The organism is Kribbella sp. NPDC104218 (assembly GCF_055584105.1).
On record NZ_JBVJMQ010000004.1, the window covers coordinates 14,113 to 33,556 of the forward strand.

The window sequence follows — 19,444 nt, forward strand, 5'->3', positions numbered from 1 at the left end:
GGTGGCTGGGTTTGTTTGGTGGTGGGGGTGCAGGCGGTGAGTAGGAGGGCCAGGCTGAGGAGGGCGGCGGTGGGACGGTGCATCGGGGTCCTGTGGTGGTCAGAGGAGGGACTGGGGGTCTGGGGCGGGTGGACGGGTGAGGGTCCAGTCGTTGAAGTGTTGGTCGAAGCGGTACCAGAGGTTGTCGGGCATGAGGCGTAGCTGGAGTTTGCCGGAGGTGACTCGGTTGGCTTCGGTGTGGGGGTGGGGGAGGAGGCGGGCGGCTTCGGCGAGGGCTTCGGGGTCGGCGGGAGTTGCGGTGTCGAGGGTGGCGGCGAGGCCGCCGGGGCCGGCCAGGCGCCAGGCGGCAGCCCAGCTGGTGAGCTGACGGGCGGGGACGTCGGCGCGGTGCGCCAGCTCGGCCAGCTCCGGTGCGCTGACGAGGGCGGCGGCTCGGCGTACCAGGTCTTGCTGGAAAGTCAGCGGCTCGGCGCTGGAGCCGGAGGCCAGCGACCAGGCTTGCTGGGCGGCGTCGGTGGCGAGGGCGACCAGGTCACGCGCTTCGATGCCGGTGGCGCGCGGTGGCTCCAGAGCCTGTACGGCGGCGGGCAGCCTGGGCGCGCGCAGCGGCCGAGGGACGGCGGGAAGCGCGACCTGCGGACGGTCGGCGAAGGCAGCGCGCGCCGGGATCCCAGGAGGAGCGGGCTTCGCGACGGGTACGTCGGCAACCGGCCCGCGCCGGGAGCGCAGCGCGGCGAGCAGCTCGTCCTTCGAGCGCCCACGCAACAGCAACAGCGCGAACGGATCGTTGTCGAGCGCATCCGCAATCAGGTAGCAGACCGCGGCCGAGTGTTTACACGGGACGGCGAAGTCCGGACAGGAGCAGCTCGTCCGGATCTCACCCGCACCAGGCAACAGCTCCAACCCGGCAGCCTGGACGTCGTCGACCACCTCCGGCGGCAGCTCCCCGTCGAGTAACGCGGCCACCCGACCGATCTGCTCCGACACGATCGCCAGGACGGCGTCCCACTCGGAGCTGGAGAAGGCGCGGATCCGCACGGTCACCTGGTACGGCGTCGACCGGCTGCCCTGGACGACGGCCTCGACCTCGCCCGGTGTGACCGCCAGCTCCAGCACGCTCCCGCGGCGAGCGTACGAACGCCCGCGCGCGAGCCGATTCGGATCCAGCCGGGCGCGTTGCTCCAACGCCTCCAACCAAGCCCGGCCCCACCAGGTCGCCCCGAACGGACGCCGACTCCCCGGACCCTTGGCTGCGGGGAGCCCGGCGTCCTCGCTCTTGTCGCGACGCCAGCCCTGCCAGGGCACGCGCTCGTTCACGGCGTCCTCCCGATCGCGGACGGGTTGTACGCACTGGCCGCACCCGACTTGATCGGCGCCGTCGACAGCGAGACCAATTCGGTCAGCTCGCTGTCCGACAACTCGCTCAACCACGCCTCACCCGAGCCGACCACCGCGTCGGCAAGCTCGCGCTTCGCGGCGATGACAGCCGAGATGCGGTCCTCCAGCGTGTGCTCGGTGACGAGCCGATGGACCTGCACCGGCCGGTCCTGCCCGATCCGGTAGGCGCGGTCGGTCGCCTGATCCTCGACGGCGGGATTCCACCAGCGGTCGTAATGCACGACATGCGTCGCCCGAGTGAGCGTCAGCCCGACGCCGCCCGCCTTGAGCGACAACAGGAACACCTGCGCCTCGCCGCGCTGGAACTCCTCGACCAGCTGCTCACGTTTGCGCACTCCGATTCCACCGTGCAGGAACAGCGACCGGACCCGGCGCTCAGCCAGATGCGCCTCGATCAACCGGCACATCTCGACGTACTGACTGAAGATCAGCACCGACTCACCCTCGGCCAGGATGACGTCGAGCAACTCGTCAAGCGCCGCCAGCTTGCCCGATCGGCGCTCCAGCGGGCCCGGCTGATGCAGGAACTGCGCCGGATGGTTGCACACCTGCTTCAGCTGGGTCAGCAGACTCAGCACCAGCCCGCGCCGCTCGATCCCCTCCGCCGACTCGATCTTCGCGAGCGTCTCGGTCGCCACCGCCTGGTAGAGCGTCGCCTGCTCGACGGTCAGCGGGACGACGACGTCGTGCTCGGTCTTCGGCGGCAGCTCCGGCGCGATCCCCGGGTCGCTCTTCTTCCGCCGGAGCAGGAACGGCCGCGTGACGCGCGCCAGCCGGGACGTCGCCTCCGCGTCGTGATACCGCTCGACCGGGACGGCGATGTCCTGCCGGAACCGCTCGAGCGAGCCGAGCAGCCCCGGCGCTGCCCAGTCCAGGATCGACCAGAGCTCGGACAACCGGTTCTCCACCGGCGTCCCGGTCAGCGCGATTCTGGTTGCTGATGGCAACGTCCTTAGTGCGCGGGCCGTCCGGGAGAGCGGGTTCTTCGCGTGCTGCGCCTCATCCGCGACGACCAGACACCAGCTGAGCTCGCCGAGCACCCGATGATCCTGCCGGACGACGCCGTACGTCGTCAGCACCACCTCGTCGGCCGCGAGCTCGCTCAGCGTCCGCCCGGCGCCGTGGAACCTGCGCGTCGGCACCTGGGGCGCGAAGCGCGCGAACTCGCGCTCCCACGTGCCGAGCAGGGTCGACGGGCAGACCACCAATGTCGGCCCTCGATCGCGCCGCAGCAGGTGCAGCGCGATGATCTGAATCGTCTTCCCCAGGCCCATGTCGTCGGCCAGACAACCGCCCATCCCCAGCTCGGTCAGCTGCGCCATCCACGCGACCCCGCGGCGCTGGTAGTCCCGCAAGGTCGCCTGCAAACCCAACGGCTCGGACGCCGGTAGCGGCTCCTCAGCCGACCGCAGTCGGGTCAGCATCGTCGCCAGCGATCCGCTCGCGTCGAAAGCGACCAGCTCGCCGTCGATCTCGATGGCACCGGTCAGCGCGGCCCCGAGCGCCTCCGCACCGGTCAGCTTCCGGCTCGCTCCGGTGCGCAGTTTCCGGACGACGTCGTGGTCGACCCGCACCCACCGCCCGCGCATCCGGATCATCGGCCGCTTAGCCTCCGCCAGCGCAGCGACCTCCTGCTCGGACAGCTCCTGTCCGTCGAGCGTCGGCCGCCACCTGAACGCCACTAGATCGGTGAGACTGAAATCCGGCCCGGTCACCGCGCTGGGCGTCGGTGTCGCGACTGTGCCGCGCATGGCGAGCTCACCCGCGAACAGCTCGGCCGGCCAGAGCACCTCGATTCCGGCACCCTCCAGCGCCGTACTGCCCTCGACCAGCTCTTCCAACGCCTCATCGTCGACACTGACCGCGGACGGCGCCGCATCCTGCAACGCGCTACTCAGCGGCGGCCACACCCGCGCCCCACGTCGCAGCGCTAGCAGTAGGTCAGTCTCGGCCCGCTCACCCAGCGCGGCCAGCACTGCGGCCGGCGCCGTCCACACATCGGCAACGTCTACCAACAGACTCGGATCCAGCTCACTGCGCAGCTGCAGCACGGCACGGAAGTCGTCGAGACCCTCAGGCGGCTCGATGCGCAGCACCAACCGCGCACCGGCGTCTTCGGACTGCGCTGTCTCTGCCAGCCATGCAGTCGGCGCCGGCGCCTGCACTGGCTCTACCGCAGCGAATGCGGCCGCGCCGGACCCGACCGACACCGCAGCAGCCGGACTCCGGACGAGCGTGTCCGCGATCGCATCCCAGAACGCGCGCACGAGCTGCTCCGGATCCACCAGCCGCAGCGGCCGCGTGCCCTCGATCGGCAATGCATGCGCGGACGCCGGCATCGCTGCGGCCAGCTGCTTCAGCCAGCCCCGGTCCAACGGATCCAGCGGCGCCACCCGCCAGCCGCCGTACCCGCTCGGGGTCAGATCCGGAACGAGCCGACCACGCGCGATCAGCCCCAGCCCCGCCAGCGCGGCCGCTCGCCAGGCCTGCCAGCTGGCTGCTCCCTCGACCGATGAGGTGGCCATCGCGAGCGCCTCCGGCACGCTGACCAACCGCGCCGGCACTCTCGCGCGCCGGACCTGAGAACCCTTGGGCAGCACGAGATCGACGCTGCCGTCGGCACTCGATACCTCGCCGTACAAGGCCAATCGGCCCGCGCGCGGCGGGTCGGCTGGGACAAAGACGGCGTCGAACATGCCCCGCACAGTACGCCGAGTCGCCGACAACTTCCTGTTCGTCGTCGAGCACCTGTGGATAACTGCCCGACTTGACCTCAACCATTGTTCAGGTCACAGGCTGGGGGCCCGACAATCCAAGGAGTGAGCGATGCGTGCAGCAGTGGTGACCGAGTTCGGCGACCCGACAGTGATCAGGACCCAGGAGTGGCCCGATCCGGTGCCGGCTGCCGGACAGGTCGTCGTCGAGGTCGAGCTCGCCGACGTCATCTTCGTCGAGACGGCGCTCCGGCAGGGGCACCACGGTGAGTTCTTCGCGGTAGAACCGCCGTACGTCCCCGGCAGTCTCCTCGGCGGCCGCGTGCGCGCCACTGGGCCCGGAGTGGACGCCGAGTGGATCGGCAAAACCGTAGTCGGCCGCGCAGCGGACTTCGGCGCGCACGCGGAGCTCGCAGTGGTCGCTGTCGACGCTCTGACTGAGGCACCGCCCGGGCTGAGCCTGGAAACCGTAGTCGCCGTGTCTGGGGACGGCTGGACCGCGCTGATGCTCGAAGAGCTCGCCCCGCCGATGCGGGGTAAGGACGTGCTGATCACCGCTTCCGCAGGCGGAATGGGGCTATTGCTGATTCAGCTGGCCCACCGTGCCGGTGCGCGCGTTATCGCAGCGGCCAGGGGACAGGCGAAGTTGGACCTCAGCAAGGCGCAGGGCGCAGATGTGGTGATCGACTACTCCCAGCCGGGTTGGGAGAAGGAGGTGCTCGCGGCAACTGATGACCGCGGCGTCGACATCGCCTTCGAAGGTGCCGGTGGACAGCTCGGCGCTACGGCGTTCAGCGTGGTCAAGGACGGCGGCTGGATCTCAGCGCACGGAGCGCCCAGTGGTGGATTCGCTGCGGTCGAGCCGGCCGAGGCTGAGCGGCGCGGCATCACAGTGAAAGGCATCCTCGACCTGCGCGCGGACACCACCACAACCAGCGTCAGCGGAGCACAGGTGCTGGAACGCGCCGCGGCCGGTGATCTGGTCCCTGTGGTGGACCAGATCTTCGACCTCGACCACGTCGCCGACGCGCACACTGCACTCGAGCAGCGGACGCTGCTCGGCAAAGCGTTGATCAGAGTGCGCTAGTCGCCAACTGGCTGTTCGGAGTGGTCAGTCACTGCTGGTGGGTTCGGGCGGGCCGCGACAATGCGGTTCCGCCCGTCCCGCTTGGCGCTGAGCAGTGCGTTGTCCGCTGCGAGCACCAGCTGGTCCATGGTGTTCGCGACGTCCGGATAGACGGCTGCGCCGATCGAGGCCGGTACGCCGGTGATGACCGCCGTACGCTCGGCTGTCGTGTCGACCGAGACGCTGAGCGTGCTCAGCCGGTCCCGGATGCGCTCGGCCACCTCGAGCACCTCTGACTCCGATGCGCCCGGCAACAGCACCGCCAGCTCGTCGCCGCCGATGCGCGCGACCAGGTCGCCCTGGCGCACCTCGGCGCGGACACTCTGGCCCACTGCCTTCAAGGCCTGGTCGCCGGCCGGGTGCCCGTAGGTGTCGTTGATCTCCTTGAACCTGTCCAGATCCAGCATCAGCAGACCGACTGTGCTCCGCAGCGTCTCCGCCCGAGCCAGCTCAGCCGGCACTGCGTTCGCCCAGTACGACGGAGTCGCCAGTCCGGTCTTCACGTCGGTGCCGGCGGCCCGCTGGAACTGCGGTAGCAGCAGATCCCGGTGCAGAGTCAGCACTGTCACCATCAGGATCGGCACGACCCAGGGGTACGACGCCTGCAGAGCGGCGACCGCCACACCGAGCCCCAGACCGGCGACTACGACGAGCTGGTCGGACAGGTCGCCCAGAGCGCCGCGGGCGGTGGCGTCGGGGGAGGAGAGCAGGATCGCGCCGATCACGAGCGCGAAGTTGACCAGCCACCACGTCGTCGCGGCGCCCAGCACCACGAGCAGCGTGAACGGCCCGGTCGGCACCCGCGGCTCGGTGAGCAGCCCGCCGCCGCGCAGTACGGCCGCAGCGGCCGCGCTGGCCAGGATGAAGGTGCTGGCCGAGAAGACCTTGCGGTGCGCGATCGTCCGGCCGTAGACGCGGATCCACGAGTAGCCGTACGAGACGACGATCAGAGCGATCACCAGGCTCAGCGGGAGCAGCAGCAGGCCGGCGAACACCCACAGGCTCTTCAGGTTCGTGTATGGCGAACTGTTAGCTGCCATCTCGCGTCGGCGCTCGATCCCGCGGGCAGACTCCAGGTGTAGCACCGAGGCGGCCGCCAGCACGGCGAAGGCGACCCACTCGGAGGGCCTCACACCGGTACGGGCGCCGGAGAGCGTCGAGGCCAGAGCCAAGGCGGTGATCGTGACTGCGACTGCATCCACACCGAGCACGTAGCCCAGCGCGGGACGCGGTAACGACCAGAGCTTCCATTGGCGGGGTGGCACCCAATTGCTCCGACCGATCAGAATCATGGTGGCCTCACACGGATAGACCTGAGCGGTTATTCCTGAATAGTAACTGTCTGTTCACGCGAGGTCATCCCGACCTGCGCGTTATTCCATCTGGCGGATGGCGACGGAAGGATCCAGCACCATGTCCAAGACGAGCACCGGCAACGAGTGGTTCCACGGCTCCAGCAAGCGTTTGAGCGGTATCGGCAACGAGTGGCTGACCAGCGGGAACGAGTGGTTCCACGGCGGGAACGAGTGGTTCACGCAGGGTGGCAACGAGTGGCTGCACCGGCCGGCCGGCGGCGGTAACGAATGGTTCATCAGCGGTAACGAGTGGTGAGCCACGGGACCTCCCGCGAATTTCTTTACCGATATTTTACGGATGCTGTCCGGAGGTAATTCCCCTGAATCTCCGGCCGGCTCATCCGGTGACCGTTCCGGCCACCTCCGGGCCGGGGCGGCGGGCGCGTGTCCAGGCGCTGCCCGCCGCCAGGGCGGCGCACATGCCGACTGTGCCCATCACCCCCAGCGCGACCGACGGGGACGCGCTGTCGGCCATCAGGCCGGCCAGCAGGATCCCGAGGCCCTGACTGCTCTTCAATGCGGTGCTGGCGACGCCGAAGGCCTGGCCGCGCTGCGCGTCCGGAACGGCCTGCACGAACGCGGCACTCGTCGGTAGGTGGTACGCCGAGGCCATCCCGGAGATCGCCCACAGCAGCACAGTGGGCAGCAGACCGGGCGCCAAGAAGCACAGCGTGAGCGGTGCGCACGCCAGCGCCGCCAGTGGTCCCAGTAGCCGCATGCGTCGCTCTGGCGGCCACAGGGTGATCAGCCACATCCCCAGGACCGCACCGGCCGGGCTGGCTGCCAGTAGTAGGCCGGCCGCAGTCGGCCCGCCGCCGATCTCATGGGCGTAGGGAACCGCGAGGCCCTCGACGGTCACGTAGAAGCCGGCGATGGTGGCCAGAACGATCAGAGTCCGGAGCTTCGGCGTCCGGACCACCAGGGACAGGCCTGCGGAGAGGTCCTTGAAGTAGCCGGCACGTGGCGCATCAGTGCCACGCGCCGGAGTGGGGCGCCGCCGGACGCCGATCGCGATCAGGGCGGCCGACAACAAGAAGGTCGCTGAGTCGAGCAGGAGGCCGCCGGACGTCCCGATGGCGACCACCAGGACGCCGCCGGTGCCGAAACCGAGCACCTGGCTGAACTGGACGACCATGTCGTTCGCGGCCTTGCCGAGCACGTAGTGGTCGCCTGGCAGGACGGCGGGCAGAGTGGCGGCCCGTGCGGCGTTGAAGGGTGACCCGAACGCCTGGAGCCCCAGTAGTAGTGCGATGACTGCGAGCAGAGGGAGGCCCTCGATCGCCATACCTGCAACGAGAACCGCCCTGGCGAGGTCGGTGATGATCATCACCGCACGCCGGGGGTAGCGGTCCGCGAAACCTGCCAGCAGCGGGCCGAACAGGAGGTCGGGCAGGTAGGTGAGCGCATACGTCATCGCGGTCAGCCCGGCCGACTCCGTCCGTTCGAAGACCAGCACGGACAGCGCCACCCGAGCGAACTGGTCACCGGCTACCGACAGCACTCCGGCGACGAACAGCGCACGGAACTCGGCGTGACCGAAGACGTCCCGCCAGCGCGCGCGTTCCACCACCCCACCCTCCATACGTACAACTTAACCACTATCCGTAGTCCCACACCTTCTGTGCGTTATCCGAAGGGTTTCCCTGCACACAGGCTGTCTGGGTCAGCCGTTTGCTGGCGGCGCATCAGTGCCACTTAACGTTCAAATAGGGCCCCCGGTGACTTGAGATTTGATCACACGTACTACTCTGTAAGTGTTCCGATGCTGGGGTCTGGGCGGGGCGGCCCCGACCCTGGCATCGGACTTCTCTTTTGTCCGGCCCCCTCTGTGCGCGGCCGGCCCCCTCCGGTTTCTGCTGGTCAGAACTGTCGGTGCGACCCGGTAGCGTTCTGTCTGCCGGGGGCGGCTCTTGGACGTGCTTCCTTCTCCTACTATCCAGGCCAGTAGCGCGACCGCTCTCCGCCCCCGGCGTCATCGTCGTCTCGCGGGAGGCCGCCCATGCCGGAAGTTGCCGCTGTTCTGTTGCGGCGCCGGCGGCTGGTGGACGCTGCCCGCCTGACGCCGCCGGTCCGGCGTTCCGCCTGGCAGTGGCTGCGGCGTCCGCTCACCATCCAGGCCGGTCTGTCGGCGCTGCAGGCAGAGCTCGTCCAACGCGGCTTCCTGCTGTCGGTAGACCTGTACCGGCACTGCGCGGGGCTGTCTGCTCCGGCGCTCGCCGGCCTAGGTGCCGCGCTACTCGGCCTGCTGGACGACGAGTCCGGCCACGACGCCGAGCACGTACCGCTGTTCCGCGGCTTCCCAGAGACCGTCCCGGTCGACACGGATGCCTTCTACATCAACCGCGTGTTCGCGCAGCTCATGCAGGAGCCGGAGCAGCCGTGCGTCCTGTGCGGCGACACGACCTCGGTCCATCCGGTGGCGCCGTGCGCCCATCTGGTCTGCCGCACCTGTTGGGACGGCGCTGACTTCAGCGCCTGCCCGCTGTGCCTTCGGCGCATCGATCCGGCCGATCCGTTCCTCCAGCCCGCGTTCGACGAGGTGCAGCCGACGCATGTCCGATCCGATCGGCTCCGGTTGCTGTCGTTGGCCGGTCCGGATGCGGTGCGCGGCGCAGTCGAGTCGCTGCTCGTACGCCGTACTCCGCTCGCGGCTGTGGACCGTGCCGACCTGCAGGTGCTGCTGCCGCTGACTGAGCTGTCCTGGGTGCCGAGCGACATCCCGGTTCGGGAGACGCAGGCGCTCGTCCTTGCGCATTTTCTGGCCGAAGACCCCAGCGTGATCGACCGAGCCGGCACAGCGACCGACGTACTCCGTCTGCTCTACGTACTGATGGATGCCGACCCCGGGCTGCGGACGCCGCCTGCTCGCCGCAGGTCGCTGCCGCGGGCGACGCGTCGACAGGTGCTGGCCCGGCTGGATCAGCTGCCGGCCGAGGTGCTGATCGAGGACATGCTGCGCCACGAGCGTGCGTGGAAGCGCATGGCCGAAGGGCTGCACCCGTTCGAGTATGCGGAGCGGCATCCGACCGCTGCGCTCGCGTTCGCCGTACTGCGCCGGACGGATCTGGAGCTGAGCACCGCGGCTGGGCGGGCTGTGCTGAGTGAGGCAGCTCAGTATCCGTTCGTGCGGATCGAGGCCGGGCGGCTTGTCATGCGGACGTTCGGCTCCCGCGTCGAGGGTGCGTTCGCGGAAGGGCATCCTGGTCTGGCGTTGGACCTGCTGCGGCAGCGGCCAGGTGAGCTGCTGCGCCGGCTGGTCCAGCTGGTTCGTGCGCTCCCGGCCGACCAGCACGGTGATCTGCTCGGCGCGGTGACGGTCGCAGTTTCGGATGTGTCGCCCGCGGTGCTCACTGCGGCGCTTGGACAACTTCGGACGCCGCCGGGCGACCTGCGGTTGTTCTTCCCGCGTGGCGGCTCCACACGCGTCTGGACGACCGTCGACGACCGGGAGCCGTTGCCCGCCGACACAGTCGCGGCGCTGTCCGGCGTACTCGTCGGAGAGATGTTGCGTCGGGCTGGCAACCAGCCGCGCTGGCGGCGCGCGTTTCTGGACGAAGAGCTGGCTCGTCTGGCCGCACCGGGCTCAGAGCGGGGCTCCTCGTCGACGCTGCGCCGTATGACCCGGGGGAGTGCTGTTTCGATCCCACCGGAGGAGGAGCTGCGCCTGTTCCTGCACTGGGTTGAGCCGAGCAGTCGCCGCGTCGACCTCGACCTCTCGGTCGCGGTGTTCGACGAAGAGTGGGGTTTCGTCGGCCTGTGCGACTACACCAGGCTGCGGTTCGACCAGGATGCGCTGGTCCATTCGGGGGACCTGACCTCAGCGCCTGCACCAGGCGGCTCGACAGAGTTCGTCGACCTGGACCTGCGGGCGATTCGCCGGATCGGTGGTCGCTACGTGCTCCCGGTGGTGTTCAGCTACAACGACGTCCCGTTCGACGAGCTGGAGCGCGGGTTCGTCGGGCTGATGCGACAGCCCGCCGCACTGTTCGATCCGGCCGCAGTCGAGGAGCGCTTCGACCTGAGTGGGCCGGCCAAGATCCTCCTCCCGTTCGGCGTCGACCTGCAGACGAAAGAGCTGCGCTGGTACGACGTGAACCTCAGCGCGGGCGGATACGGGCACAACGTCGCGCGGTACGGCGGTCACATCGCCCTGATGGCTGCCGCGCTCGAGGACGTGTACGGCGCTGGCGACCGCGTCAGCCTGTGGGAGGTGTGCTGCTGGCACGCAGCAGCCCGTACTGACGAGATCGCCGTCCGGTGCGCCGACGGAACGGTCGTGGGCTACCAGCGTGACCCAGCCGAGGACGTGGCGACGTTTGCGCGCCGCCTGATCGCCCGGCTCGAGCCTGACCGCCAGTGGGACCAGGACGCCGCGGCACGGGCTGATTTCGTCGGAGTCCTCACTGGCGACGTCACACCGCGCCCAGGGGCGCAGGTCTTCGCGCTGCATCCGCAGCTGATCGACGCCACGGCGCACTCACTGATCGACGCGGCGTACTTGCTCGGCGCCTTCGCACCGGACAGCCGGGCACACGCCCCGGTCGCCCGGTGACGAGTTTGACAATTCCGTGACGTTGGCGCGCTGGGTGCTTTGGCCTGGACGGCAGCAGGAGTACAACGGAAAGTGACTGCGAAGGGAGCCACGCATGACCTACGACGTGGTGGTGCTCATCGAGCGGGAGATGAGCGAGGGCGACGCGCGCAGTGTTGCCGCCCTGCACGCAAGGTACGAAGAAGTTGTCGACTACCACCTGCTCGTCTCCAGCCATCCGGAGAGCGGGTTCGGTGGACCGATGGCGCTACTGGGGTCGACGTTCGCGGATGTCGCCGGTCTGACGTCCACAGCGTCCGCTCCGCCCGGCCGGGCGGCCACGGCGATGCTCGCGGACCCACAGGTCGATCTGGCCGGTGTCATCGAGCACAGCGCTCGGCATCTACGCACTGCCAGCCGCTACCCGGTCCATGTCTCCATCACGCACGGAGAGCCGCTGCTGGCGCTCAGATCAGTGGTCATGAGTACCGCTGCACAGGAGATCGTGGTGGTCGCCTGGCCCGAGACGGCAGCCAGGTTCCTCTGCTCCGACTGGGTCGCCAAGGCCCGCAAGCTGCTGAAGGTCCCCACCATCCGGATCCTCGAGCACGACACGTGAGTGGTCAGTCGATGAGGGCCTGGAGCGCCTCGCGCTCCTCCTCGGGGACGTAGCCGGCGTAGTAGTCGTACATGTTCTGCCGGGCGATCCGCGCGGCGACGGTGCCGTCGCCGGCGCGGATCGCGTCGACCACCTCGGAGTGGTGCTGCAGCGACTCCAGCATCAGCGCACGGCTGTTCGGCGCGTGGGCGATCTTGTTCGAGATCAGGCTCAGGACGACGCCGCGGACGACCTCGTTGCAGGTCTCGATCAGCGAGTTGCGGCTGATTCGCGCGATCACGTCGTGGAACGCCAGATCGGCCTCGCTGAACGCAGCGAAGTCCACGTCGATCGCCGTCCGCATGGCCGTCAGTGTGGCGGTCAGCTCGGCCAGCTGCGCCGGAGTCCGCAGCCGGGACGCCACCTGGATCGCTGCGCCGTCCATGATCATCCGGAAGCCGATCAGCTCGGCCAGCGTCAGCTCGTCGACCCGTGCGAGCCGGACCAGCTGTTTGCGCAGCGCCGTCGAGGAGAACGGCAGGATCTCCGGTCCGTTCGGGTCGCCGGGGCGAGAGCGGACCACTCCGTTGCTTTCCAGCACCCGCAACGCCTCACGCACCGTGGAACGGCTGACTGCGAACTGGGCGACCAGTTCGCGCTCGCTGGGGAGCCGTTGGCCCGGTGCGAGGTCGCCACGGGCCAGTGCGTCCTCGACCTGCTCGACGATCCGCTGATAGGCCCGGACGGGCTGGACCGGCTGGAACCGCGGACTTTCGGCCATCCGACCACCCCATTCGCCTTGACAGACCCCTGCGTAGCGACAAACCTAGTGGCCCACTGACACCTAGTCCACTGGTCAGACCAGTCACAGCTGGACGGAGAACGCCGCCGTCCGGCGTGCCCCGGTCTGGCGGCAGGACTGTGGTCGTCAGAATGCGGCGAGAGCCCGGTGACTGGAGGAGTTCGCGTGAAGACGTACACCACTCGAGCGGTCGCGCTCGTCGCCTCCGCGGCGCTGCTGGCCCTCACCGCCTGCTCGGCCGGTTCGAGTACGTCGGGCGGTTCGTCCAGCGGCTCTGGTGGCGACCAGTCGCTGTCGCTCGGTCTGGTCGCGGAGCCGGCCAGTCTGGACTTCACGACCACAGACGGCGCTGCGATCCCGCAGGCGCTGCTGGGCAACGTCTACGAGACTCTGGTCAAGCAGGACGACTCCGGCAAGATCGTGCCCTCGCTGGCGAAGTCGTGGACAGTCTCGCCGGACCGGAAGGTCTACACGTTCGACCTGGTCGACAACGCCAAGTTCACCAACGACAAGCCGTTCACCGCGGCCGACGCGGTGTTCAGCATCAACCGCGTCAAGACCGGCTGGACGACGTCGCTGAAGGCTGCGATGGACGTCGTCCAGGACGCCAAGGCGCTGTCGCCGACGCAGCTGCAGGTGACGCTGGCCAAGCCCAGCAACGGATGGCTGTTCCGGATGACGACGCGGGTCGGGGCGATGTTCTCCGAGACCGGTGTGGCCAAGCTGGCCACTGAGCCGATCGGAACCGGCGCATACAAGTTCTCCAAGTGGAACCGCGGTGACTCGATCGTTCTGCAGCGGAACGACGCCTACTGGGGCACGAAGCCGTTCTTCCAGCAGATCACGCTGAAGTACTTCAAGGACCCGACTGCGCTGAACAACGCGCTGCTGACCGGGACGATCAACGTCATCACCACAGTGCAGGCGCCAGAGGCGCTCAGCCAGTTCACCGGCAACTCGAAGTACCAGGTGCTCGAGGGGACGACGAACGGTGAGGTACTACTGTCGTTCAACAACTCCAAGCCGGTCTTCCGGGACATCCGGACGCGGCAGGCGATTCGGCAGGCCATCGACCACAAGGCCTTGCTGGACACGTGTTTCGCCGGACGCGGCAAGCTGATCGGCTCCATGGTCCCGCCGACCGACCCTTGGTACGAGGACCTCACCGCGGTCGCGCCGTACGACGTTGCCAAGGCGAAATCGCTGCTGCAGGCTTCTGGCGCTGCTGGTGCGACGCTGCGGCTTCGGCTGCCCACTCTGCCGTATGCGACGTCGTGCGGACAGGTGGTGAAGAGCCAGCTGGAGCAGGCCGGTCTGAAGGTCCAGATCGACCAGCTCGAGTTTCCGGCGGCCTGGCTGAGCACTGTCTTCAAGAACGTCGACTACGACATGTCGATCATTGCGCACGTCGAGCCGCGCGATCTGGGCGCTGTCTTCAGTCCGACCTACTACACCCGTTACAACGACCCAGAGCTGCAGAAGGACCTCGCAGCGGCGGATGCGGGTGACGAGGCGGCGCAGGTCGACAACATGAAGAAGGCGGCGCGACGGCTGTCCGAGCAGGCCGCAGGGGACTGGCTGTTCCTTCTGCCGAACCTGATCGTCGCTGACAAGAACCTGACCGGTCTGCCGGAGAACGCGATCACCGAGAACTTCGACCTGTCGCGTCTTGCCCGCTCGTGACGTGGTGAGCTGAATGGTCCTCCGTCTGATCGAGCGCACCGCAGTGCTCTTGGTCAGCCTCGCAGTGAGCTCCGTACTCGTGTTCGGGTTCATGGCTGTACTGCCGGGTGACCCGGCTCGGGTCGCGCTCGGTGTGAACGCGTCGGACGAGGCGGTGGCCGAGCTGCGCCGTCAGTTCGGCCTGGACCGCCCACTGCCCGTCCAGTACGTCGACTGGCTCGGCGGCCTGCTGCGCGGCGACCTCGGTACGTCGTACGTGTCGAAAGTGGCGATCGGACCGCAGGTGTTCGACCGACTGCAGGTGACGCTGATCCTGGTCGTCGTGGGCATGGTCATCGCTCTGCTGCTCGCTGCGCCTGCCGGAACCGTGATGGCGGCGCGGCACCGCCGGCTGTCCGGGTTCGCGCTCTCTGCGCTCGCGCAGGTCGGTGTCGCCGTACCGGCGTTCCTGGCAGGAATTCTGCTCATCATGGTGTTCGCGGTGAAGCTGGGCTGGCTGCCTGCGAACGGGTGGACTCCGCCGGCAGAGGACCCAGGGATGTTCCTCCGGCAGCTGGTGTTGCCGGCCTTGTCGCTGGGGTTGGTTCAAGGCGCCGTACTGACGCGGTATGTCCGTAGCGCCGTGCTGGACGTGCTGCGCGAGGACTACCTGCGCACGGCGCGTGCGAAGGGGCTGCGGCCGTTCCCAGCGTTGTGGCGGCACGGGTTACGCAACGCCGCCGTACCGGTGGTGACTGTGCTCGGTCTGCAGTTGGCAACGCTGCTGATCGGCGCAGTGGTCGTTGAGCGCGTGTTTGTCATCCCTGGACTCGGGAGCCTGCTGCTGGACGGCGTGTCCAACCGTGACCTGCTCCTCGTCCAGGACGTGGTCATGGTGCTGGTCGTCGCCGTACTACTGGTGAACTTCCTCGTCGACCTGCTGTACGTCGCTCTGGATCCTCGACTGCGGACGGGGGCCCGATGAGGCGGCTGAACGCTTCGCTGGTCGCCGGTGGCGTCATCGTCGGCGCCATCGTGGTGATGGCGTTGGTGTCGTTCGTCTGGACGCCGTACGACGCGACGCTGGTCGACCCGGGGTCGCGGTTGGCCCAGCCCTCCTGGGAACACTGGTTCGGGACAGACAAGTTCGGCCGCGACGTGCTGAGCCAGATCATGGTCGGGTCCCGGACGACGCTCTTCGTCGGAGTGGTCGCGGTGGGCGTCGCGGCGGTGATCGGCGTACCGCTCGGCGTGCTGGCCGCGATGGCGCGCCGCTGGCCGAGTGAGCTGATCATGCGCGCCAACGACCTGTTGCTCGCGTTTCCGGCGTTGCTGCTGGCCATCATGTTCGGAGCGGTCTTCGGGGCCAGCACGCTCACGGCGATGGTTGCCATCGGCATCGCTTCGGTACCGAGCTTCGCGCGGGTGATCCGGAGTGGTGCCCTGCAGGTGATGCGGACGGAGTACGTGCTGGCAGCCCGCGCGGCCGGGCGGCAGCCGCTGCCGATCGCCGTCCGGCACGTGCTGCCCAACGTGACCAGCCTGATCACCGTGCAGGCATCGGTTTCGTTCGCGATCGCCGTTCTCGCCGAGGCAGCGCTCTCTTTCCTCGGCTACGGGACGCCGCCGCCGACGCCGTCCTGGGGTCGGATGCTCCAAGAGAGCCAGGAGTTCCTCTTTACCGCGCCTAGGCTCGCGGTCTTCCCGGGAGTCGCGATCGCCATCGCCGTCCTCGGTTTCAACCTGCTCGGCGACGGACTGCGCGACCGCTTCGACCCCAAGCTGGAGGACCGCCGATGAGCGTGCAACCGGCCGACGCCACCGCCGTTGGCGAAGACGTGCTGAGCGTGCGCGGACTCACGGTCAGCGTCCGCGACACCGTGCTGGTCTCGGACGTCGAGCTCACCGTCGGCCCGGGGGAGCGGGTCGGGCTGATCGGCGAATCCGGATCCGGCAAGTCACTCACCGCGCTGAGCATCCTCGGCCTCCTCCCGGACGACGTCGTCGCGGCAGGCTCGATCCGGCTGGCCGGCGTCGGCGCCGACCTGGTGGGAGCGGACGAGAGAACGCTCTCTCGGATCCGCGGCCGCGATCTCGCCATGGTCTTCCAGGAACCGATGACCGCGCTCAACCCGACCATGCGCATCGGCGACCAGATCGCCGAAGTCATGCTCATCCACGAGACCCGCTCCGGCCGCGCCGCGGCCCGCGCGGCCGCCGCCGAGCTCCTCGACCGCGTCCAGCTCCCGGCCGACCTCCTGCGCGCGTACCCCCATCAGCTCTCCGGCGGCCAACGCCAACGCGTCGTCCTCGCCATCGCCCTGGCCAACGACCCCGCCCTGCTGATCTGCGACGAACCCACCACCGCCCTCGACGTCACCGTCCAGGCCCTCGTCCTCGACCTCATCGTCCGCGGCATCAGAGAGCGCGCTTCCGCCCTGCTCTTCATCACCCACGACCTAGCCGTCGTCGCCACCGTCTGCGACCGGGTCCTCGTCATGTACGGCGGCCGAGTCGTCGAATCCGGCCCTGTCACCACCCTCTTCACCGGCCCCCGCCACCGCTACACCCAAGGCCTCCTAGCCGCCTCCACCCTCGACACCCCCACCGCCGACACCTCCACCCTCGACGCCCCCGCCCCCGACGCCCCCACCGCCGACGCTCCCGTCGACGCCACCGCCGCCACCTCCACCGACGCCGCCCCCGTCGACGCCACCGCCGCCGGCGACGCTGTGCCCAGCTCGCGGGCTCGCTCTCGGCGGCTCACCACGATCCCCGGCACCGTTCCTGCGGCCGGCCACTTCCCGTCCGGCTGCGTGTTCCGCAACCGGTGTGCCCACGCCACCGACATCTGCGCCACGCCGCCACCCTGGACCGGCACCGCCACACACGGCTACGCCTGCCACCACCCCGCCGGAGCCACGGATGCCTGACCACCCAGCGATCCAGGCCGTCGACCTCGTCCGGGACTTCCCCCGTCCACGGACCTCACTGCTCAAGCCGGCACCCGTCGTGCACGCCCTTCGCGGTGTGAGCCTGGAAGTCCAGCAGGGCGAGCGATTCGGCATCGTCGGCGAATCCGGCTGCGGCAAGTCGACTTTGCTCCGTCTGATCGCCGCCCTCGACCGTCCCACCTCCGGCCAGATAGTTGTCGAGGGCACCGATATCACCCACCTCCCGGAGCGCCGGCTGCGCTTCCTCCGCGAGAACCTCCAGCTCGTCTTCCAGGACCCGATGAGCTCCCTCGACCCCCGGATGCGGGTTCGCGACATCATCGCCGAACCCCTCGTCGTCCAAGGGCATCCCGCCTCCGGTGCCCGCGTCCGCGAACTCCTCGACGCCGTCGGCCTGCCCGCGAACGCGGGAGAGCGCTACCCGCACCAGTTCTCCGGCGGCCAGCGCCAACGCATCTCGATCGCCCGCGCCCTCGCCCCCCGCCCGCGGATCCTGATCGCGGACGAGCCGGTGAGCGCTCTCGACGTCTCGGTCCGCGCCCAGGTCCTGAACCTGATCTCCGACCTCGTCGACGAACTCGACCTCACCCTCGTCTTCGTCTCCCACGACCTGTCCGTCGTCAAGCACATCTGCGATCGCGTCGCCGTCATGAACGCCGGCCAGATCGTCGAGACCGGCCCCACCGCCGAGGTCTACGCCGCGCCGCGGCACGCCTACACCCAGCGCCTGGTCTCCGCGATCCCGACTCTGCAGAGAGCGCTCTCCGGCGCGACCACCGCTGACCTCCTCAGCCACCCCGCCCCGCCGTCGAAAGGAGCACCCGCGTGAAGTTCCCGCCCGGCCTACCGATCGGTGAATCCTGGGTCGACGCCCCGTCGACCGCTCCGGTGCTCTTCCCGTACGACGGTTCCACCGTCGCCGAGGCCCCGGTCGGGGACGTCGCCCTCGCGCGGCAGGCCCTCGGCCACGCCGTCGCCGTCCGCGAAACGGTCGGCCGCCTCCCGTCGTACGTACGCCGAAACGTCTTGCAGAGCGTGCATTCCGCCGTTCGCGCCGAGCGCGACGCCTTCGTCGACCTGCTCGTCCTCGAGACCGGCAAGCCGCTCGTAGACTGCCGCGTCGAGATCGACCGCACCCTGCTGACTTTGGAGACCGCGGCCGAAGAGGTCGCCCGGCTGCACGGTGAGACTGTCCCGCTGGACCTCCTGCCGAGCGGCGAAGGGCTTCTCGGTTTCTGGGTCCGCAAACCGATCGGCGTCGTCGTCGGCATCACCGGCTTCAACTACCCGTTGCTGCTCGCCGCGCACAAGATCGCACCGGCCTTCGCCGCCGGCTGCCCGATCATCGTCAAGCCCGCACCCCAGACTCCGTTGGCCACGCTCTGGCTGGTGCACCTGATGCGCTCTGCCCTGAACGAGGCGGGAGCACCCGAGAGCGCTCTCCAGCTGATTACCGGCGGGCCTGACGTCGGCGCGACCCTCACCACCGACCCGCGCATCGGCGCCGTCTCCTTCACCGGCTCCGCCGCCGTCGGCCACCAGATCGCCCGCGACGCCGCCCCCACCAAAGTCCTCCTCGAACTGGGCTCCAACTCCGCCCTTGTCGTAGCCGAGGACGCCGACCTCGACGCAGCCGCCGACGCCATCATCCGCGGCGGCTACTACGCCTCCGGCCAAGCGTGCATCTCCGTCCAACGGGTCCTGGCCGTAGCGCCCGTCCATCAACCCCTCTTGGACAAACTCAGCACCCGCCTCCCCGCCGTCCCCGTAGGCGACCCCCGAGACCCGGCTAGTCGCGTCTCCGCCCTCATCAACCCCCACTCGACAGCCCGAGTTCGCACCTGGATCCACAACGCCCTCCAATCCGGCGCCACCCTCGCCTACCCCACCACCCCCGCAGACTCACCCTCCACAACCGCCAGTTCCGCCGACGTGGTTGATGTGCTCGGGCCGACGATGTTGACGGATGTGCCGTCGGGGCAGGAGGTGTGGGACGAGGAGATCTTCGGGCCGGTGATCGCCGTCCGCTCCGTTCCCGACCTGGAGAGCGCTCTCGAAACCGTGAACGCGTCGCGCTACGGCCTGCACGCCAGCGTCTTCACCTCATCGCTCGACACCGCGTTCACCGCGATCGATCGGCTCGACGTCGGGGGAGTGGTGATCAACGAGGTCCCCGGATTCCGCTCCGACGTGATGCCGTACGGCGGCGTCAAGGACTCGGGAACCGGCCGCGAGGGCCCCCGCTTCGCGATCGAGGAACTGACCACGACCCGGATGGCGATCATCCGCCCCCGCCCCTGAGAG

15 protein-coding genes are annotated in these 19,444 nt (G+C 69.0%); 10 read left to right on the plus strand and 5 right to left on the minus strand.

Annotation, left to right across the window (positions count from 1 at the left end; all coding sequences use genetic code 11):
* Nucleotides 1-99: 99 nt before the first annotated feature.
* Together ACZ6ZD_RS31155 and ACZ6ZD_RS31160 are read right to left on the minus strand one after the other, a co-directional pair.
* Nucleotides 100-1,317, minus strand: a complete 1,218-nt coding sequence (locus ACZ6ZD_RS31155; RefSeq protein ID WP_465677504.1) for an SWIM zinc finger family protein — start codon at nucleotides 1,315-1,317, stop codon at nucleotides 100-102.
* Nucleotides 1,314-4,094 (minus strand): DEAD/DEAH box helicase, encoded by a 2,781-nt coding sequence (locus tag ACZ6ZD_RS31160; protein WP_465677505.1) that lies wholly within the window; start codon nucleotides 4,092-4,094, stop codon nucleotides 1,314-1,316. The genes ACZ6ZD_RS31155 and ACZ6ZD_RS31160 overlap by 4 nt, the downstream gene beginning before the upstream one ends.
* Nucleotides 4,095-4,224: 130 nt before the next feature.
* Between ACZ6ZD_RS31160 and ACZ6ZD_RS31165 the strand changes: the two genes are divergently transcribed.
* Complete coding sequence (locus ACZ6ZD_RS31165) at nucleotides 4,225-5,199, plus strand: zinc-binding dehydrogenase (RefSeq protein ID WP_465677506.1); 975 nt, start codon at nucleotides 4,225-4,227, stop codon at nucleotides 5,197-5,199.
* Here ACZ6ZD_RS31165 and ACZ6ZD_RS31170 read toward each other — a convergent pair.
* Nucleotides 5,196-6,440 (minus strand): GGDEF domain-containing protein, encoded by a 1,245-nt coding sequence (locus ACZ6ZD_RS31170; RefSeq protein ID WP_465677507.1) that lies wholly within the window; start codon nucleotides 6,438-6,440, stop codon nucleotides 5,196-5,198. The two genes, ACZ6ZD_RS31165 and ACZ6ZD_RS31170, sit on opposite strands and share 4 nt — an antisense overlap.
* A 211-nt stretch (nucleotides 6,441-6,651) precedes the next feature.
* Between ACZ6ZD_RS31170 and ACZ6ZD_RS31175 the strand changes: the two genes are divergently transcribed.
* A complete protein-coding gene (locus tag ACZ6ZD_RS31175; protein WP_465677508.1) occupies nucleotides 6,652-6,849 on the plus strand; it encodes a DEAD/DEAH box helicase in 198 nt (65 codons plus the stop codon).
* A gap of 81 nt (nucleotides 6,850-6,930) precedes the next feature.
* On the opposite strand, the gene ACZ6ZD_RS31180 is transcribed toward ACZ6ZD_RS31175, so the two are convergent.
* Nucleotides 6,931-8,163 (minus strand): MFS transporter, encoded by a 1,233-nt coding sequence (locus tag ACZ6ZD_RS31180; protein WP_465677509.1) that lies wholly within the window; start codon nucleotides 8,161-8,163, stop codon nucleotides 6,931-6,933.
* A gap of 429 nt (nucleotides 8,164-8,592) precedes the next feature.
* Here ACZ6ZD_RS31180 and ACZ6ZD_RS31185 point away from each other — a divergent pair, with 429 nt between their 5' ends.
* Nucleotides 8,593-11,145, plus strand: a complete 2,553-nt coding sequence (locus ACZ6ZD_RS31185) for an MXAN_6230/SCO0854 family RING domain-containing protein (RefSeq protein WP_465677510.1) — start codon at nucleotides 8,593-8,595, stop codon at nucleotides 11,143-11,145.
* Between the two features lie 94 nt (nucleotides 11,146-11,239).
* Nucleotides 11,240-11,743 carry a hypothetical protein gene (locus ACZ6ZD_RS31190; protein ID WP_465677511.1) on the plus strand — a complete coding sequence of 168 codons (504 nt, stop codon included), beginning with the start codon at nucleotides 11,240-11,242 and terminating at the stop codon, nucleotides 11,741-11,743.
* Between the two features lie 4 nt (nucleotides 11,744-11,747).
* Here the strand turns inward: ACZ6ZD_RS31190 and ACZ6ZD_RS31195 are convergent, their stop codons facing one another.
* Nucleotides 11,748-12,503, minus strand: a complete 756-nt coding sequence (locus tag ACZ6ZD_RS31195; RefSeq protein WP_465677512.1) for a FadR/GntR family transcriptional regulator — start codon at nucleotides 12,501-12,503, stop codon at nucleotides 11,748-11,750.
* A gap of 186 nt (nucleotides 12,504-12,689) precedes the next feature.
* Between ACZ6ZD_RS31195 and ACZ6ZD_RS31200 the strand changes: the two genes are divergently transcribed.
* From ACZ6ZD_RS31200 to ACZ6ZD_RS31225, 6 genes are read left to right on the plus strand one after another with little or no spacing between them, the layout of a single operon-like run.
* Complete coding sequence (locus ACZ6ZD_RS31200; protein WP_465677513.1) at nucleotides 12,690-14,207, plus strand: ABC transporter substrate-binding protein; 1,518 nt, start codon at nucleotides 12,690-12,692, stop codon at nucleotides 14,205-14,207.
* A gap of 13 nt (nucleotides 14,208-14,220) precedes the next feature.
* Nucleotides 14,221-15,171 carry an ABC transporter permease gene (locus tag ACZ6ZD_RS31205; RefSeq protein WP_465677514.1) on the plus strand — a complete coding sequence of 317 codons (951 nt, stop codon included), beginning with the start codon at nucleotides 14,221-14,223 and terminating at the stop codon, nucleotides 15,169-15,171.
* Nucleotides 15,168-15,986 carry an ABC transporter permease gene (locus tag ACZ6ZD_RS31210; protein WP_465677515.1) on the plus strand — a complete coding sequence of 273 codons (819 nt, stop codon included), beginning with the start codon at nucleotides 15,168-15,170 and terminating at the stop codon, nucleotides 15,984-15,986. Before ACZ6ZD_RS31205 ends, ACZ6ZD_RS31210 begins: the two co-directional genes overlap by 4 nt.
* Entirely contained in the window at nucleotides 15,983-17,119 is a 1,137-nt protein-coding gene (locus tag ACZ6ZD_RS31215) for an ABC transporter ATP-binding protein (protein WP_465677516.1), read from the plus strand. The genes ACZ6ZD_RS31210 and ACZ6ZD_RS31215 overlap by 4 nt, the downstream gene beginning before the upstream one ends.
* Nucleotides 17,112-17,969, plus strand: a complete 858-nt coding sequence (locus ACZ6ZD_RS31220; protein ID WP_465677517.1) for an ATP-binding cassette domain-containing protein — start codon at nucleotides 17,112-17,114, stop codon at nucleotides 17,967-17,969. Before ACZ6ZD_RS31215 ends, ACZ6ZD_RS31220 begins: the two co-directional genes overlap by 8 nt.
* Complete coding sequence (locus ACZ6ZD_RS31225) at nucleotides 17,966-19,441, plus strand: aldehyde dehydrogenase family protein (RefSeq protein ID WP_465677518.1); 1,476 nt, start codon at nucleotides 17,966-17,968, stop codon at nucleotides 19,439-19,441. Before ACZ6ZD_RS31220 ends, ACZ6ZD_RS31225 begins: the two co-directional genes overlap by 4 nt.
* Nucleotides 19,442-19,444: the final 3 nt, after the last annotated feature.

What these genes read in the sequence shown, in the direction of transcription:
- ACZ6ZD_RS31175 (WP_465677508.1), top strand. Translation starts at nt 6,652, where the DNA reads ATGTCCAAGACGAGCACCGGCAACGAGTGGTTCCACGGCTCCAGCAAG.
- ACZ6ZD_RS31215 (WP_465677516.1), top strand. Translation starts at nt 15,983, where the DNA reads ATGAGCGTGCAACCGGCCGACGCCACCGCCGTTGGCGAAGACGTGCTG.
- ACZ6ZD_RS31195 (WP_465677512.1), bottom strand. Translation starts at nt 12,503, where the DNA reads ATGGCCGAAAGTCCGCGGTTCCAGCCGGTCCAGCCCGTCCGGGCCTAT.
- ACZ6ZD_RS31185 (WP_465677510.1), top strand. Translation starts at nt 8,593, where the DNA reads ATGCCGGAAGTTGCCGCTGTTCTGTTGCGGCGCCGGCGGCTGGTGGAC.
- ACZ6ZD_RS31220 (WP_465677517.1), top strand. Translation starts at nt 17,112, where the DNA reads ATGCCTGACCACCCAGCGATCCAGGCCGTCGACCTCGTCCGGGACTTC.
- ACZ6ZD_RS31205 (WP_465677514.1), top strand. Translation starts at nt 14,221, where the DNA reads ATGGTCCTCCGTCTGATCGAGCGCACCGCAGTGCTCTTGGTCAGCCTC.
- ACZ6ZD_RS31210 (WP_465677515.1), top strand. Translation starts at nt 15,168, where the DNA reads ATGAGGCGGCTGAACGCTTCGCTGGTCGCCGGTGGCGTCATCGTCGGC.
- ACZ6ZD_RS31160 (WP_465677505.1), bottom strand. Translation starts at nt 4,094, where the DNA reads ATGTTCGACGCCGTCTTTGTCCCAGCCGACCCGCCGCGCGCGGGCCGA.
- ACZ6ZD_RS31165 (WP_465677506.1), top strand. Translation starts at nt 4,225, where the DNA reads ATGCGTGCAGCAGTGGTGACCGAGTTCGGCGACCCGACAGTGATCAGG.
- ACZ6ZD_RS31190 (WP_465677511.1), top strand. Translation starts at nt 11,240, where the DNA reads ATGACCTACGACGTGGTGGTGCTCATCGAGCGGGAGATGAGCGAGGGC.